Raw genomic sequence first — 16,338 nt, forward strand, 5'->3', positions numbered from 1 at the left:
TAGCGCGGCCCGAGCGTGCGCTGGCCCGGGTGATTGAGCAGTCGATATCGACCCCCGCGGCCGTCGCAACAGCCCAAATCGCACGAGAACACCGAGAGAACGAGGCTAGAAGGCGCTGGTGTTTCCGCCCGCCGGCCTGATACGCTGACGGCATGAATGGCCTGTCCACCCTGCTGATCGTCGTGTTCAGCGTCCTCGTTCCGCTCGGGATCACCGCGGTGATCGTCTGGGTGGTCTGGAAGAAGGTCCTCGGCCCGCTCAACGCGCAGCAGCAGGAGCAGCGGCGGCTCCTCCAGATGGGCGTGTCCTGCCCTGCGCGCGTGCTCCAGTACCAGGAGACCGGCATGCGGGTATCCCAGGGGGGCCAGGACTCCTACAGCCTCAAGCTGCTCCTCGAGGTGATGCCGCCGGGCATGCCCCCCTATCAGGCCGAGACGGTCGCGCTCGTGTCGGTGCTGGCGTCCTCGCGCATCCAGCCGGGGTGCATCGTCACGGCGCGCTACGACCCGGCCAACCCGCGCCGCGTCGCCATGGAGGCCGCCTATCCGCCCGGGCAGGGGCCGGCCGCCGCCGCCCCGCTCGGAGCGTACCCCCCGCCGCCCGTCCCCTACGGCCAGGCGCCCGGGGCCCCGCCTGGCGCGTACGGCATGCCCGCCGGCGCCCCGCCCGGCGCCTACGGCGTGCCCGCCGGCGCCCCGCCTGGCGCGTTCGGCATGCCCGCCGGCGCCCCGCCTGGCGCGTACGGCGTGCCCGCCGGCGCCCCACCCGGCGCGTACGGCATGCCCGCCGGCGCCCCGCCTGGCGCTTATGGCGCGCCTGCCGGGGCTTACGCCGCGCCTGCCGGGGCTTACGCCGCGCCGCCGCCGCCCGGCGCCTACGGCGCGCCCGCCGGCGCGTACGGCGCGCCGCCGGGGGCCCCGCCCGGCGCGTACGGCATGCCCGCCGGCGCGTACGGCGCGCCGCCTGGCGCCCCGGGCGCCGTGCCAGGTGCGTACGGCGCGCCGCCTGGCGCCCCGAACCCCTTTGGCGGCGGCGCTGCAGGTCCTCCTGGCGGGACGCCTGGCCCCTTCGGACCTGGCGGCAGCGGCTCGCACGGCGCCTGAACGATACCGGCCCTGGCGCGGCCTCGGCCATCCCGACTCATCCTCTCGATTCCGTTCGATTCCGTCTTTCTCCGCCCCCGCGTCTCCGCGCCTCGGCGATGGAACGTGACACTCACGGCCGTCGCAGCGGGCGAGGCGAGGGGACGCCCCGCCGTGCGACACGAGGCTCGGGCGGCGCCGCCGTCATGCCCTCATGCTTTCACGCCACCACGCAGCCCGCCGACCAGCCCTGCATCGGCACGATGGCCTTGATCTCCCCGGATTCGCCGAAGATCAGGAGCCGCGCGACGATGGCCTGGTTGCCCTGGCCGCAGAGGGGCAGGAGCGCGAGCCGGAGCGCCGGGCCGCCGCTTCCCCCGAACTTGAGGGCGAGCAGTTGCTTCTCATCACACGTCTCCAGGAGCTCCACGTCCGCTTCCAGCTGGAGCGACGCCATGCGCGTGCAGGCCTTGGGCTCGCCGAAGCTGTCGATGCTGCAGCGGTTCGGATCCAGCGAGAGCCGGACCCGGGAGGCTCCCTGTTCGCCGATCGTGACGATCTGGATCTGGTGCGCCGCGAGCCCTCCCTGAAGGGGGATAGGCTCCACGAGATAGCCTGTTTCCAGCCGCAGATGCTTGATTTTCATCGATTCCCCCGCCGCGCGGCGTGCGCGCGCCGCGACCACCCCGCGCCGCCGCCGCGCCGCCGCGCTCTCCGGCAGGGTGAGCACCGGCCGTGCCGGCGCGCGCGTGCACGGAGATCGCAGCCTCAGGCCCGGGCCACGCCGCCGGCGCTCCCGACGCCGCCGGCGCTCCCGACGGCGCCGCGCCGCCGCCGGACGACGCCGCGCCGCCAGCCCGCCGGGCTTCAGACGAGCCCGATCTTGTAGGTGTCGAGCAGCGCCGCCACCAGCGCGGCGTGCGCCGGATCCGCCAGCGAGCCGAGCTGCGTCACCTCAAGGTCCGCAGCGCTGCGCTCGAACAGGGCGGCGGCGACGCGGCTCGGGTCGTGCCGCGCGGCGAACGTGATGCCGTCGGGCCGCTTCGGGTGGTCGTGGATCGCGAGCGCCCAAAGGTGCGCGGCGCCGTACGACTCCCCCGAGGTCAGGCGGGCGTCGGCCCCCACGCGCGCGAGCCCCGCGCCCGCGAGGTTCACGAGCCGGAGCGGCCGCCGCGGCGCGATGCGCGCGAGCCCGCGCGCGGCGAGCTCGCCCTGCTCCACGAAGCGCGCGCCCGTGGCGGCGCCGAACACCTCGATGAAGGCGCAGCGCTCGTCCTTGCCGGCATACAGCACCCCGAACTCGCCGGCCGGCGCGTCGAAGCGGTTGTCCCCCGAGCGCCCGAAATACAGCGGCTCGCGCCCGAGCCGGTGAATCCTGTACCAGCAGACACGAAAGAGGGTGATGGGCAGCGGCCGTGCCGCGAAGTCAAGGGGCGGGTCCGGGTGAGGACCAAGCGTTGTCTTCATGTGGATTCTGCCCGGTACGAACGAGAGGCAAGAGGGAGGGCGCGCCCGATGTCCGGCTCACCCTCCGGGCGCGCTCACGCCGCCCCGTGCTCGCCGAACGTGCGCGCGGCGAGCCGCACCGCCTCGAGGTCGCCGCGGCGGAGCCGATCGAGCGGCCGGTCGCCGCCCAGGCGGCAATTGCCGGCGAGGAAGAAGCGGAGCTTGGCCAGCGGGGGGTGCTCCGCGAGCAAAGCCAGGATCTCTTCCAGCCCGGGCAACACGCCCTCACCCGCGAACTGCCATGCTGGATAAAGGTGGCCGCGATGGCCGATGTCCACGGCCAGGAGCCCTCCGGCAGCGCGCCTCCTGTCGACGGCCTCGCGCGAGAGCTGGAGCACCTCGCCGACCTCCTCGGCCGTGAGCGTCCCCCCCTCGGCGGCGAGCAGCGCGTCTCTGGCCTGGAGGCCGCGGAGGCGGGCCGGCGTGAGCGGGTCCGCCGCGGAGAACAGGCCGACGGCGCTCGGCTGCGAGAGCGCCGTCACCAGGGCGTCCGCGTTGCTCGGCGAGGCGACGACCTCGCCAAGCTCGCTCTGGTCGAGCCGCTCCGCGATCTGGGTGAGCGCGTCGATGCCGCGCGTCAGGAACGCGACCCGGAGCGGCTCACCGTCGAATTCATGGAGTCGTTCGGCAATTTCCGCCAGCGCGCTGGAGTTCCGGTCCTTTGCCATGGCGACGACGGGGGACATTGCTTCGCGCGCGCGGCTTCGTCAACCAGGCGCACGCCGCCCTACCACGTCATTCCGACCCCGCTGAACGGAACGTCAGTGACCGCGGCATTCGCTGAATCGTCCGAGTCGTTCTTCTTCGGTGAGCTCACCGGCTCCGGGCTTTGCCAGGGTCTCGGGGTGGCGGGCTCAGAGCCCGACCTTCTTCATCATCGCGCTCGTGATGGACTGGCGCACGCTCCCGAGCTCCGCCCACGGATCGTCGCGGGCCGCGATCCGCCGCGGCACGGTCTCGATGGTGAAGGCGGCCGGATCGAGCGGCGCGTCGAGCTCGTCCCACGCGATCGGCGTCGCGACGGCCGCGCCGGGGCGCGCCCGCGTCGAGTAGGGCGCGACCGCGGTCGCCCCGCGCCCGTTGCGCAGGTAGTCGATGAAGACCTTGCCGGTGCGCTTCGCCTTCGAGAGCGTCGCGATGTACCGCGCCGGATCGTAGCGCACGAGCGCGTCGGCGACGGCCTTCGTGAACGGCTTCACCTCGTCCCAGCCCCGCTGCGCCTGGATCGGGACGACGACGTGGAGCCCTTTTCCGCCGGTCGTCTTGACGAAGCTCCTGAGCCCCAGCGTCTCGAGCAGGTGCCGCACCGTCCTCGCGGCCTCCGCCACGCGCTCCCACGGCAGGTCCGGCGCGGGATCGAGGTCGAAGACCATCCGGTCGGGCTGCTCGATCCGGTCCGCGCGGCTGCCCCAGATGTGCATCTCGAGCGCCCCCATCTGCACGAGCGACACGAGCCCTTCCGCGTTCTGCACGTAAAGGTAGGTCCGTTTCCCGTCGTCCTCCTCGACGATCGTGCGCCGGATGGCCTCGGACAGCCCCTCTGCCTCGTGCCGCTGGAAGAAGCACGGTTTGCCCTGGCCCTCGGGGCAGCGGACCAGCGTGAGCAGCCGATCTGCGACGTGGGGCAGCATGCGGTCGGCGACCTCCGCGTAGTACTGGGCGAGCGCCAGCTTCGTGATCCCCTGTCCCGGATAGAGCACCTTGTCCGGGTTCGTCAGGCGCGCGCCGGCGACCTCGACCTTCTCTGCGCCGCCGCGCCGGCCCGCGCGCGGCGCCTTGCCGGTCGCCGCGCCGTCGGCCTTGCCCTTGGCAGCGCCGTCGGCCTTGCCCTTGGCAGCGCCGTCGGTCTTGCCCTTGGCAGCGCCGCCGGCTGCCTTGTTCGCCGCGCCGGCCGCCTTGCCCGGCGGCGGCTGCTCGCGCTCGACGCCGACCGACTCCGGGGTGCGGTCCTCGCGGAGCCCTTCGAACGACGGGTGTCGCAGCCGCCCGTCGCGCGTCCACGCCGAGAAGTGGACCTCCGCGACGAGCTTCGGCTCGACCCAGTGCACGTCGCGCATGCGGGGCGCCCCCTGGAAGGCGGGCTGCGCGCGCTCGATCTGCTCGAGGCGGCGGCGCAGCGTCATCAGCGTCTTGCTCGTGAACCCGGTCCCCACCTTGCCGGCGTAGGCGAGCTTGCCGGACGTGTAGACGCCCACGAGGATCGCCCCGAGCCCGAGGCGGGCGCCGGTCGGCTCGGTGAAGCCCACGATCACGAACTCCTGTCGACGGCCGCACTTCACCTTGAGCCAGCTGTCGCCGCGCCCGCTCCGATACGGCGCGTCGGGCCGCTTCGCGATCACGCCCTCGACCCCGAGCTTGCACGCGTGCTGGAAGACGGCGGCGCCGTCCTCCTCGATGTGCTCGGTGTACCGCAGGCTCCCTTCCTCCGGGACCCCGGCGAGCAGCGCCTCGAGCGCCCGCTTGCGGGTGAGCTGCGTGCACCCGCGGAGATCGCGGCCGTCCAGATGGAGCAGGTCGAACACGAAGTACATGAGGCGCCCGTCGCGCCCGCCTTGCCCTTCGCCGAGCGCGTTCTGCAGGGCCTGGAAGTCGGTCACCCCGTCCGGCCCGACGATGACGATCTCGCCGTCCAGCACCGCGTCCCGGGCGGGCAGCCGGGCGAGGTCGTCGCGCACGCTTGCGAACCGCTCGGTCCAGTCCTGCCCGCGCCGGGTGAGCAGCGTGGCGCGCCCGCCGCGGAGCTTGGCGAGCATCCGGTAGCCGTCGAACTTCACCTCGTAGAGCCACCCGGCGCCCGCCGGCGGCCCGGTGACCAGCGTCGCCAGCTGGGGCTCGACCTCCTGCGGGAACGGGCCTTTCTTCGCGCCCGCGAGCGTATCCGCGAAGGCCAGCCCCCGGCGCGCCTCCGTCGCGGCGCCGTCCCCGTCCACCTGCGCCGCCGCGGCAGGCGAGCGCTGCCCGTCCACCTTCGCCGCGGCCGCCGCGCCGCGCCCCCTTCGCGACGTCAGGGTTGCGGGCCGTTCTTCCTGGATGCGTCGCGCCGCGCCTCGCGCTTGCCTTTGTCCGATCATGGTCGCGCCACCACCTTTTTGCGGTGGAAATGCAAGCGCGATACCGGAATGCCCCCTCCACACCCCGGCGTTTTTCCTCGCGATCTCGGCCGGAAACACCTGCTGAGTCCGGCATGGGCGCCTCAATCGAGGCGATCTGCCACGCTCGTCCCCCGGGCGCCGGGTGAACCTCCCCCAGGCCGCGCGCGGCTGAGCACCTCTGCTACATGCGTCACAGAGCGGCGGTCACCCGCACAGGAGACGGGCCCAGATCGGCGTTTTCGGCGCGCAAGCGCACTCCTGTGCGCTGAGCACCGAAAACGTCGAGATGGGCCCGTATCCGAAGCGGGTGACCGCCGCTCAGAGCGCGGTCCAGCGGCGGACCAGATCCGGCACGGCCGTCTCCGCCATGCGGGTCAGGTGCCTCACGTGGTCGGGCTTCTGGGTGCCCGCATAACCGCGGACGTGGAGCGCCCCCTTGTGCGCCTCGGAGAGCGGGACGAACCGGGGCGGGCTCGCCGCGCCCGCCGTCCCGGCCAGCCCCTGGATCGCCTGCGGATCGGCGACGTTGCCGGTCGAGAGGCGCTGCGCGCCCGCGAGCTTGAGCAGGGCGTCCGTGCTCTCGTGGGTTCCGGCGTAATCGCCCACGGGGGTGATCTCCGAGTGGGTGATCGAGAGGAGCTTCTTGCCGCTGGCCGCCTGCTCGGCGAAGCGCGTGAAGGGCTTGAGGCGCTCCATGTCCAGGCTGTGGTCGAGCGGCATGTAGCCGGTATGGATGCCGTCGAGCAGGAGCACGGCGTCCACGGTGTCCGCGAACCCGGGCTGGTTCAGGAGCCCGCGCACCGCGCCGTACCCTGCGCTGAACGCCGAGAGCGCGACGCGCCGGAGCCGGGCGTCGCGGAGCCCGCGGGCCGAGAGCGCGGCCTGCGTCTTCGCGAGCAGCGCCGGGAGGTACGAGCGGATCGAGAAGCGGGTCTCGTAGGCGGCCGAGCTGATGCCCATGTTGATGATCATCACGACCGCGTTGAGGCCGGCGCGCTCGAACCCCGCCGAGACAACGTCGTTGACGCCGTGGAAGTGGATCACCAGATCATAGGCCCCGTCCGCCGAGGAGAAGGAGGAGGGCAAGACGATGATCCCGTCCGGGATCGGGATCACGCGGCTCCGGTCGAGCGTCGCGTCCGCGCGGTCCGCCGCGTCGATGCGCGCGATGGCCGGCGCCGCCGCCTCCACCTTCGCCGGCGAGGGCGACGCCGCTGCCGCCTTCGCCTGCACCGGCGCGGCCGTCACCGCCGCTCGCAACGCGGCCGCCGTGGCGGGTTGCATCGCCGAGCTCGTGGGAAGGTCGAATCCTGCCGCACCCAGCTGCATGGATACAGCAGCGCTCAGCAGCAGACCGAGGCCGGCGCTCACCCCCGCACCGAGCGCGATCAGTCGCCCCGTGGAGCGCCGCGTCGGAGCCGCCATGACCGGAGCCGCCTCCGCGATCGGCATCGCGATCGGCGCGAGAGACGGGACCGGCTCGGGCGCACGGCGGAAAATTAAAGTAGGCTCGTTGTCGTCATCGTAGGGCAGCTGAGCCTCCGCGCTGGGGGGGGTGGCGGGGAACATGCCGCCCATCAAGCGAGCAGTGTGCCAAACATCCCAGACGCCGGCTCGACGAAATTCCCCAAGGTAATCTCGCATCGAGGGTCGTCAAGGCACCTCGACAGGGTCGGACGTGGTCCAGGGCGTTGGGTCATGGGTTCCTCAGGGAATCACCTTACTTGGCCATGACACCTACATTGTCTCTGCCTTGCAGATCCTTGCTGCATCAACCACTTCGCGGCGCCTGGCAGACGACGACTGTCTTCGTCATCGGGCCCACATAAAATGACGCAACCCGGCGAGCTCTTGTGGATGTCTGGTCGCGCCGCGTCATTCTCCCTGGTTGCGGGAGGTGGGGAGTCGCGACAGGGGACGTGACGGCGAGCGCCCTTCGTCGCACTCGCGTTGTCCTACCGCCTGTCGCGTCGTCACATCACCTGTCGAGCGGCGCCCGCACGTCTCCTGTCGACCGGGGACAGCCGCGCAGACTGGCCACCACCCGTCCGCGCGGCCGAGGCCTGCGCTGCGCGCGCCCGGCGGCGCCTCTCGACGGGCCGCCCGGCCAGCCGTCGTGGACGCGGGGCCGCCCGGCCAGCCGTCGTGGACGCGCGCCCGCCGGGCGCTTCTGGAAAGGCGGGGCGGCGCACGTGGAGCTTGACAGCGAGGGGCACCTCTTGATCTCCTCGCCCTCCCTCCTACCATCACGGTCTGCCCATGAGCACGTTCCCCCACGTCTACGAGGACAACACCCAGAGCATCGGCCGCACGCCGCTCGTCCGGCTCCGCCGCGTGATCGACGGCGCGCCCGCCACCGTGCTGGCGAAGATCGAGGGCCGCAACCCCGCCTACTCGGTCAAGTGCCGCATCGGCGCGGCCATGGTCTGGGACGCCGAGAAGCGCGGCGTGCTCGGCCCGGGCAAGGCGATCGTCGAGGCGACCAGCGGCAACACCGGCATCGCGCTCGCCTTCGCCGCCGCCTCGCGCGGCATCGAGTGCGTGCTCAGCATGCCCGAGACGATGAGCATGGAGCGGCGCAAGGTGCTCGTGGCCCTCGGGGCGAAGCTCCTGCTCACGCCGGGCCCCCAGGGCATGAACGGCGCCATCGCCAGGGCCGAGGCGCTCGCCGCCTCCGATCCCGGCCGCTACGTCATGATGCGGCAGTTCGAGAACCCCGCGAACCCCGCCATCCACGAGACCACCACCGGCCCCGAGATCTGGGAGGACACCGGCGGCAACGTCGACGTCTTCGTCTCCGGCGTCGGCACCGGCGGCACGCTCACCGGCGTCAGCCGCTACGTCGAGCGCACCCGGGGCCGGCCCCTCCACTCCGTCGCCGTCGAGCCGGTCCACTCGCCGGTCATCTCGCAGACGCTCGCCGGCCAGCAGCTCACCCCGTCGCCGCACAAGATCCAGGGCATCGGCGCGGGCTTCGTCCCCAAGAACCTCGATCTCTCGTTCGTCGACCAGGTGGAGACGGTCTCGAACGACGAGTCGATCGGCATGTCGCGGCGCCTCGCCCGCGAGGAGGGCATCCTCTGCGGCGTGTCCTGCGGCGCGGCGGTGGTCGCCGCGAGCCGGCTCGCGCGCGACCCCAAGTGGGCCGGCAAGACCATCGTCGTCGTCCTCCCGGACGCCGGCGAGCGGTACCTCTCCGGACCCCTGTTCGAGGGCATGTTCGCCGAGGTCGAGGCCATGAAGGCCTCGTGAGGTCGACGTGAGCGAGAAGTGCGACGCCGTCGCCCCGTCCGGCGAGCTGCACGGGGTGGTCGAGGAGCTCATCGCGGGGTACCGGGAAGACCCGCGCGCGCAGCACATCAACAAGCGCTTCACCCCCTCGCGCAAGGAGATCACCGAGATCATCGATCTCCTCCTCCAGATCTTCTACCCGGGCTACCACGGCCGGCAGGACCTCTCGGACGAGGACCTGCTCTACCACGTGGGCACGCTGGTCTCGACGCTGCGGCAGAAGCTGGAGCGCCAGATCGAGCGCTGCCTGTGCTTCCAGGACGAGACCCAGGACGCCCGGTCCATCGACATCCCGAAGTGCCGGCAGCGCGGCTACGACGTGGCGCGGGTGTTCGTGAACCGGCTGCCGGCCGTCCGCCGGCGCCTCCTGCTCGACGTGCAGGCGGCCTACGACGGCGACCCCGCGGCGTCCTCCATGGACGAGATCATCCTCGCCTATCCGGGCCTGCTCGCCGTGACGGTGTACCGGGTGGCGCACGAGCTCTACCTGCTCGGCGTGCCGCTCATGCCCCGGATCATGAGCGAGTGGGCGCACACGAGGACGGGCGCCGACATCCACCCGGGCGCCAACATCGGCGACAGCTTCTTCATCGACCACGCGACCGGCGTCGTCATCGGCGAGACGTCCGACATCGGCTCGCACGTCAAGCTCTACCAGGGCGTGACGCTCGGCGCGCTCTCGCTGCCCCAGCACTCGCGCGGCGCGCGCGGCCTGAAGCGCCACCCCACCGTGGAGGATCACGTCACCGTCTACGCGAACGCCACGGTGCTCGGCGGCAAGACCGTGCTGGGCGAGGGGAGCGTGGTGGGCGGCTCCGTGTTCCTGACGAAGAGCGTCGCCGGCGGCCAGCGCGTGGCGAACGAGCCGCCGCGCCTCCGCGTCGCCTCGCCGTCCACGATCCCGCCCGGTATCCACGGGCTGGATCCGGGCATCCTCGACTTCGATATTTGACTCGGCCCCTCCCACGCCGGGCCTGCTCGGCGCGCTCCCTGGCTCCAGAGGGGCCCGGGCGCTGCCTGCTCATCGATCGGAGTGGCCGAGGGAGCGGTCCGGGGAGATGTGGTCGCGGATCGCCTGCTTGAGCTCCTTGGGCTCGGGGAAGCGCTCGGCCGCGGCGCGCGAGAAGAGCGGGGCGCCGTCGAGCGCGACGTCGAAGACGCCGCTCGATCCGGGCGACAGGAGCACGTCGATCTCCTCGGGGAAGGTCGTGAGCAGCTCCTGCGCGATCCAGGCCGCGCGGGTGAGCCAGCGGCACTTGGGGCAATACCGGATGGTGACGAGCGGCCGCGCGAAGGCAGGGACGGTGTCCATGAAGGGAGGCTAGCGCAGCCGCGCGGGGGAGGGACGATGTCCATCACGCGGCCGCGCGCGCGGCGAAGGCTCAGACGAGGAACGCGCGCGCGAGCCCGAGGAAGATGAAGAAGCCCATGCTGTCCGTGGTGAACGTGAGCAGCACGCTCGCCCCCTGGGCCGGATCGCGGCCCAGGCGGTGGAGCACGAGCGGCACGGCGCAGCCGACCATCGCCGCGACCACGAGGTTGAGCAGGATGGCCGCGGCCATCACCAGGCCGAGCGGCACGCTGCCGTAGAGCGCGACGGCGCAGAGCCCCACGACCGTGCCCCAGACGGCGCCGTTCATCAGGCTCACGACGAGCTCCTTCTGGACGAGGTGACGCGTGTTCGCCCGCGTGATCCGGTCGAGCGCGAGGCCGCGGATGAGGAGCGCCACCGTCTGGTTGCCGGTGTTGCCGCCGATGCTGGCCACGATCGGCATGAGCGTGGCCAGCGCGACGATCTCCTGGATCGTGCCCTCGAACAGCCCGATCACCCGCGAGGCGACGAACGCGGTGAGCAGGTTGATGGAGAGCCAGAGCCACCGATTCCTCGCGCTCGTCCACGGGGGCGCGAAATAGTCCTCCTCGCCCGAGAGGCCGGCGCGCCGCAGCGCCTCGCTCTGGGCCTCGCGCCGCAGGAAGTCCATCACCACGTCGACGGTCAGCCGCCCGAGCAGCTTGCCGCGCTCGTCCACGACCGGCGCGGCGATGAGGTCGTAACGCTCGAACGCCCGGGCGGCGTCGCTGGCGCGCTCGCGCGGCGTGAAGCTCAGGACGTCGGTGGACATCACCGCGCTCACGGGCGCGCTCGGGGGGCGGAGCAAGAGGTCCTTGAGCGAGAGCGCGCCGCGGAGCACGTTGCGCGCGTCGACCACGAAGAGCGTCTCGGTGTGCGGCGGCAGCTCGGCCCGCCGGCGCAGGTCCTCGAGCGCGGCCCCGAGATCCCAGGCGTCGCGGACGCTCACGCACTCGGGGCTCATCAGGTGGCCCACCGAGTCGTCCGGGTAGGCGATGGTCGACCGGAACACCGACTGCTCGCGGGCGTCCAGCGATCGGTACACCTCGGCGACGACCTCCGGCTCGATCGACTCGCTCACGTAGGCCAGATCGTCCGGATCGAGCTGGGCGAGCAGCGCGACCAGGCGCGGGCGCTCCGTCGCCGCCACGAGCGACTCGCGGACCGAGCTCGACGCCTCGAGCAGGACCTGCGCGCCGTGGTGCGGCTCGAGCTCCGCCCAGACGACGAGGCGGTCCGCCGGGGGGAGCACCTCGATGATGTGGGTGAGATCCGCCGGGTGCAGATCCCGGATCTTCTTGTGCAGTAAGGCGAGATTTTGGCGGTGGACCAGCGACTCGATGAGCTCCTTGTTCTTGCTCTCCTGCTTGTGGGTCAGGGCCTCGATGATCCGTTGCTTCTCGAGCAGGGTAGTCACCAGGTTCAGGCTCTCTCCTAGTTTCTCCTGGGACCTGGACGTGCTCATGGAGGCTCCGGGCGCCGGGCGCGCGCCGCCGAGCATAACCCGCCGCGCGGGTCGCGCGAGCGCGCGGCGCGCTCGCCGTATTGACCGGACCCCACGGCTCATGGTTCTGTCGGCGCGATGAAGCGCGCCTTCGATTTGTGCGTGGTTGGCCTCTCGCTCGCGGCGGCAGCCTGCGGGCCGGGCCTGGATCCCGAGGTGGTGGTGCACGCGCCCCGGCCGACCGCCTCGACGGCGGCGACCGCGGCGCAGAGCAGCGGCGGGTGTCCGCCCATCGGCCACACCGAGCCCCTCGTCGTCGACTGGCTCGCGACCCGCCGCTCCGATCTCGGCCTCGTCATGAAGGAGGGCGTCGCGGTCGTCTCCTACGACTGCTCGACGCTGAAGCTCCTCACGCAATGTCGGCTTTCAGGCTCCTACTCCTACGCCAGCGTCGCCCAGAAAGACTCCGTGATTCAGCTCACAAACCCTGCGGAGCTGCAGGCGAATGTCCCGTTCGGCGCCGCGGCGCTGAGCAGCGCCGTCGACCGCGGGGGCGCGCTCGACGTGGCGCTCGTGCCGTCGGGGAAGCTGACGACGACGGTGGTGGCCGCGTCGCCGCAGGAGCTCGCGGGCAGCTGTGAGGGCGCGACGCACTTCGTGCGCGGCGCGCTGCTCGGCGCGTTCGCGATGGCGCCGGGCGGGCGGGGCACGGCGCGCCCGGCCGACCAGATCTTCGCGGCGGCGAGCGCCGCCGGGGCCTCGGGCCAGGGCGGCACCACGAGCAAGGAGGGGGAGCTCGAGGCCTGCCGGAGCGCGAAGCCGGACGCGCAGGCGCCCGTGGAGCGGTGTCAGGCGCCGCTGCGGCTGGAGCTCGTCCCGCTGACCGCGCAGCGGCCGGCGCAGGCCGAGGCGGCGCCGGCGGCGCCGGCCGAGGAGGAGAGCCTGAAGCTGTCGAGCCCGTGCCCGCACGGGACGGTCCTGAGCGGCGGGAAGTGCTCCTCCCCGGCGCTCGCGCCGGCGCAGCTCTGCAGCCCGGACGACTCGCGGGCGTGCGCCGCGCAGTGCGGCAAGGGCGATGTCGGCAGCTGCTACCACCTCGGGTATCACTACCTCAGCGGCAAGGACCTGCCGCGCGACGACGCGAGGGCGGCGGCGCTGTTCGAGAAGGCCTGCGACGCGGGGGTCGCGCTCTCGTGTTACGCGCGGGCGAAGCTGCTCATGCGCGACATGGCGAGCAACAAGGCGGCTGCGGACGCCGCGGGGCGGGCGAAGCTGCGAGAGCTCTCCGACAAGGCGTGCGCGCTCGGCGACGGGTGGTCGTGCGCGAGCGTGGCGGAGTGGTACCTCCGGGAGGGCCCGCAGGCGGTCTTCCCGAAGGATCCGGCGCGCGCGGTCGCGCTGCTCCGGCGCGGCTGCGATCTCGGCCAGGGGCCGAGCTGCAGCGCGCTCGGCGACATGCTGGTCGAGGGGAAGCTCACCGCGAAGGACGTCCCGGCGGCCGTGGGCGTGCTCCAGCGCGCCTGCGAGGGCGGGCTCGCGGAGGACTGCGTGGCGCTCGGCGACATCCTCCGCAAGGGGCAGGGCGCGCCGAAGGACGGGGTGAAGGCGATCGCGGCGTACCGGCGCGGCTGCAGCCTGGGCGACATGCGCGCCTGCAACGCGGCGGGCTCGGTCTACGCGGAGGGCGACGGCGTCCCGAAGGACGTCGCCAAAGCGTACTCGTTCTTCGAGAAGGGGTGTCCGGACAAGGGCTTCGGCGCCGAGGCGTGCATGAGCCTCGCCGGGATGTACGAGAAGGGGACCGGCATCCCGAAGGACATGGCGCGCGCCGCGGCGCTCTACGAGCGGGTCTGTGGCACGGGCGGCTGCCTGCGCGCCGCGGAGATCTGGCAGCGCGGCGACGGGGTGCCGGCCGATCCGGCGCGCGCGTTCTCGCTCTACGAGAAGGCCTGCGTGCAGTGGAGCGAGAAGAAGGCGTGCGACGCGTTCGGCCCGCTCCTGGAGGGCAAGGACAAGGAGCGGGCGCGGGCCTTCTACGCGGAGCAGTGCGCGCGGACGCACGACAAGGCGGCGTGCGCGAGCCAGAAGCGGCTCGGCGGCGCGGGCAAATAAGCAGAGCGGCCCCGCGCGCGCCGCCGGCCCTCCGCCGCGACGGCCACGAGCGCGACGGGGTCGAGGCGCGGTCCGGTCTCTCCGCGCCTCCCATGAACAAACCCAATACACTCCTTGATTGAAGTCTCGTGTCGTGCGCGCCGGTCACCCGACCTCGGCGCGGCGGACTGACGTGCTGCGTCGATCACGCCGGCGTCGGTGTGAGGGCTGACGCGCGGCGCGCGGCGACCGATGCGCCGCGACGACTCGGCTCTCGGTCCCATCCGACTGGCCGGCACGAGCCCTCGCTCACTCCATGCTGCCGCTGGACTCGATTGTGATCAATAACAATCGTTGCCAGGGCGAGAGTCAAGGGTTGTCAGGCGCGCTGCTTCCACGTACGCTCTCCTCGTCACGACGAGCTGGGGTGGAGCTGCCGGCGTCCTGGGATCCTGATCGAGATCCCGGTGTGGGGAGGGCGACGATGCAAATGTTCAGAGATCCGTCGGCGCGCGACGACGTAGCGGCCGCGCAGAGGCTCATTTCGTTCGACGTACCGAGGCACCTCGTCCAGTTTTACGAGAGCGACGGCTTCCTGGTCGATCGGGTGACGGCCTTCCTGACGGAGGGGCTGCTGGCGGGGCAGCCGCTCCTCGTCATCGCCACGGGGCCGCACCGCGAGACGTTCGCCGCCGGCCTGACGTCGGCAGGGTTCAACGTGGCCGAGCTCTGCGGCGGCGGCCATGTCACCTTCCTCGACGCGCGGGAGACGCTCTCGACCTTCATGGACGGCGACAGGCCGGATGCCGAGCGGTTCCGGCGCAGCATCGGCGGTACGGTGAGCCAGATCCTGCGCGGCCGCGACGGCGCGCTCGTGCGCGCCTTCGGGGAGATGGTGGACGTCCTGTGGCAGGACGGCAATCCGGACGGCGCGATCCGGCTGGAGGAGCTCTGGAACGAGCTCGCGGACGGCGGCAGGGTCGCGATCCTGTGCGGTTATGCGCTGGGGGGCTTCCACAAGGAGGCGCATGGACGCCAGTTCCAGGACGTGTGCAGCAGGCACGCGCGCGTCATCCCCACCGAGCTCTACATGCAGCTCGACGAGCAGGCTCGCCTGCGCGAGGTGAGCGCGCTCCAGCAGCGCGCGCGCGCGCTGGAGAGCGAGATCGAGTACCGGAAGGAGCTGGAGTGCGCCCTGCGCCAGGCCCTGGAGGAGCGCGAGCGCGCCGAGGCCGAGCGCGGGCGGCTGCTCGCGCTGGAGACGGCGGCGCGCGCGGAGGCGGAGGCGGCGAGCCGGCTGAAGGACGAGTTCCTGGCGGTCCTGTCCCACGAGCTGCGGACGCCGCTCAACGCGATCCTCGGCTGGGCGCACATCGCGAGCGACGCGCCGGCGGACGGGGCGACCGTGCGGCATGCCCTCGAGGTGATCCGCCGGAACGCGGCGGTGCAGCTCCGGGTCATCGACGATCTGCTCGACGTCTCCCGCATCGTGGCCGGCAAGATGGGGATCCACGCCGCCAGCGTGGATCTCGGCGACGTCCTCACCGCCGCGCTCGACAGCGTGCGTCCGGCGGCGGAGGCGAAGGGGATCGCGATCTCGCTGCAGATCGACGAGTCCGCGCGCGTCGCGGCCGGGGACGCCGCGCGGCTCCAGCAGGTCTTCTGGAACCTCCTGTCCAACGCGCTGAAGTTCACGCCGGAGGCGGGGAGGATCGAGGTGCGGCTCGACCGCGCGGGCGGAGAGGCGCGGGTCGTGGTGCGGGACACGGGGCGAGGGATCGCGCCCGAGTTCCTGCCGCACGTCTTCGAGCGCTTCCGCCAGGAGGACACGGGCACGGCGCGCAAGCACGGCGGGCTCGGGCTCGGGCTCGCGGTCGTGAGGTACCTCGTGGAGGCGCACGGGGGGACCGTGGACGCGGAGAGCGCGGGGGAGGGGCGCGGCGCGACGTTCACCGTCACGCTGCCGCTCCGCCCGCCCGAGCCGGGCGCGCCGCGCTCGGCGGCCGTCGAGCGGCCGGCCTCGCTCCAGCACGTGCGCGTGCTGGTCGTCGACGACGACGCCGACACGCGTGAGCTGTTCGCGTACATGCTGGCGCGGGCGGGCGCCGCGACCGAGGGCGCGGCGTCGGTGGAGGAGGCGCTCGCGCGGCTCGCGTCGGAGCGGTTCGACGTGCTGATCAGCGACATCGGCATGCCGGAGCGGGACGGCTACGTGCTGATGGACGCGGTCCGCGGCCACACCGACCCGCGGGTGAGGAGCATCCGCGCGATCGCGGTGACGTCCTATGCGGGGGACTCCCACCGCGCCCGGGCCATCGACGGCGGGTTCGACGAGTACGTCGCGAAGCCGCTGGAGCCGGCGCGCTTCGCGTCGACCATCGCGGAGCTGGTCGCGCGCCCGGCCCGGGACGGGCGGGCCGCCGGCGTCACCTGATCCCGGGAAGGTGCGCTGCGCGGGGCGTCCTGGTAGGGTATCCGCCT

Annotated in this window: 12 protein-coding genes; 5 read left to right on the plus strand and 7 right to left on the minus strand. The window is 72.6% G+C overall.

Annotation, left to right across the window (positions count from 1 at the left end; all coding sequences use genetic code 11):
• Nucleotides 1-152: 152 nt before the first annotated feature.
• Complete coding sequence (locus tag WMF43_RS20800; protein ID WP_437682642.1) at nucleotides 153-1,103, plus strand: hypothetical protein; 951 nt, start codon at nucleotides 153-155, stop codon at nucleotides 1,101-1,103.
• A 199-nt stretch (nucleotides 1,104-1,302) separates the two neighbouring features.
• Here the strand turns inward: WMF43_RS20800 and WMF43_RS20805 are convergent, their stop codons facing one another.
• The 5 genes from WMF43_RS20805 to WMF43_RS20825 form a co-directional block, all read right to left on the minus strand.
• Nucleotides 1,303-1,728 carry a hypothetical protein gene (locus WMF43_RS20805; protein WP_437682644.1) on the minus strand — a complete coding sequence of 142 codons (426 nt, stop codon included), beginning with the start codon at nucleotides 1,726-1,728 and terminating at the stop codon, nucleotides 1,303-1,305.
• Nucleotides 1,729-1,949: 221 nt separating this feature from the next.
• Nucleotides 1,950-2,549 carry an RES family NAD+ phosphorylase gene (locus WMF43_RS20810; RefSeq protein WP_437682646.1) on the minus strand — a complete coding sequence of 200 codons (600 nt, stop codon included), beginning with the start codon at nucleotides 2,547-2,549 and terminating at the stop codon, nucleotides 1,950-1,952.
• Between the two features lie 74 nt (nucleotides 2,550-2,623).
• Nucleotides 2,624-3,274 (minus strand): hypothetical protein, encoded by a 651-nt coding sequence (locus WMF43_RS20815; RefSeq protein ID WP_437682647.1) that lies wholly within the window; start codon nucleotides 3,272-3,274, stop codon nucleotides 2,624-2,626.
• Nucleotides 3,275-3,442: 168 nt separating this feature from the next.
• Nucleotides 3,443-5,659: a DNA ligase D gene (ligD, locus tag WMF43_RS20820; protein ID WP_437682649.1), complete on the minus strand. Its 2,217-nt coding sequence runs from the start codon at nucleotides 5,657-5,659 to the stop codon at nucleotides 3,443-3,445.
• Nucleotides 5,660-5,998: 339 nt separating this feature from the next.
• Entirely contained in the window at nucleotides 5,999-6,964 is a 966-nt protein-coding gene (locus WMF43_RS20825) for a hypothetical protein (protein WP_437682651.1), read from the minus strand.
• A gap of 975 nt (nucleotides 6,965-7,939) precedes the next feature.
• On the opposite strand from WMF43_RS20825, the gene cysK reads away from it, so the two are divergent.
• Together cysK and WMF43_RS20835 are read left to right on the plus strand one after the other, a co-directional pair.
• On the plus strand, nucleotides 7,940-8,932 hold the full coding sequence (gene cysK, locus WMF43_RS20830; protein WP_437682653.1) for a cysteine synthase A: 993 nt from the start codon (nucleotides 7,940-7,942) through the stop codon (nucleotides 8,930-8,932).
• A gap of 7 nt (nucleotides 8,933-8,939) precedes the next feature.
• Nucleotides 8,940-9,923, plus strand: coding sequence for a serine O-acetyltransferase (locus WMF43_RS20835; protein ID WP_437682655.1), 984 nt, complete (start codon nucleotides 8,940-8,942; stop codon nucleotides 9,921-9,923).
• A gap of 69 nt (nucleotides 9,924-9,992) precedes the next feature.
• Here WMF43_RS20835 and WMF43_RS20840 read toward each other — a convergent pair whose 3' ends face one another.
• Nucleotides 9,993-10,283 (minus strand): SelT/SelW/SelH family protein, encoded by a 291-nt coding sequence (locus WMF43_RS20840; RefSeq protein WP_437682657.1) that lies wholly within the window; start codon nucleotides 10,281-10,283, stop codon nucleotides 9,993-9,995.
• A 70-nt stretch (nucleotides 10,284-10,353) separates the two neighbouring features.
• Nucleotides 10,354-11,787: a magnesium transporter gene (gene mgtE, locus WMF43_RS20845; protein WP_437682658.1), complete on the minus strand. Its 1,434-nt coding sequence runs from the start codon at nucleotides 11,785-11,787 to the stop codon at nucleotides 10,354-10,356.
• Nucleotides 11,788-11,928: 141 nt separating this feature from the next.
• On the opposite strand from mgtE, the gene WMF43_RS20850 reads away from it, so the two are divergent.
• Both WMF43_RS20850 and WMF43_RS20855 read left to right on the plus strand, forming a co-directional pair.
• Nucleotides 11,929-13,878, plus strand: a complete 1,950-nt coding sequence (locus WMF43_RS20850; protein ID WP_437682659.1) for an SEL1-like repeat protein — start codon at nucleotides 11,929-11,931, stop codon at nucleotides 13,876-13,878.
• Nucleotides 13,879-14,341: 463 nt separating this feature from the next.
• Nucleotides 14,342-16,291, plus strand: coding sequence for an ATP-binding protein (locus WMF43_RS20855; protein ID WP_437682661.1), 1,950 nt, complete (start codon nucleotides 14,342-14,344; stop codon nucleotides 16,289-16,291).
• The last annotated feature ends 47 nt before the right edge of the window (nucleotides 16,292-16,338 follow it).

It is taken from the genome of Sorangium sp. So ce131 (assembly GCF_051519095.1).
In the GTDB taxonomy this organism is placed as follows: domain Bacteria; phylum Myxococcota_A; class Polyangia; order Polyangiales; family Polyangiaceae; genus Sorangium.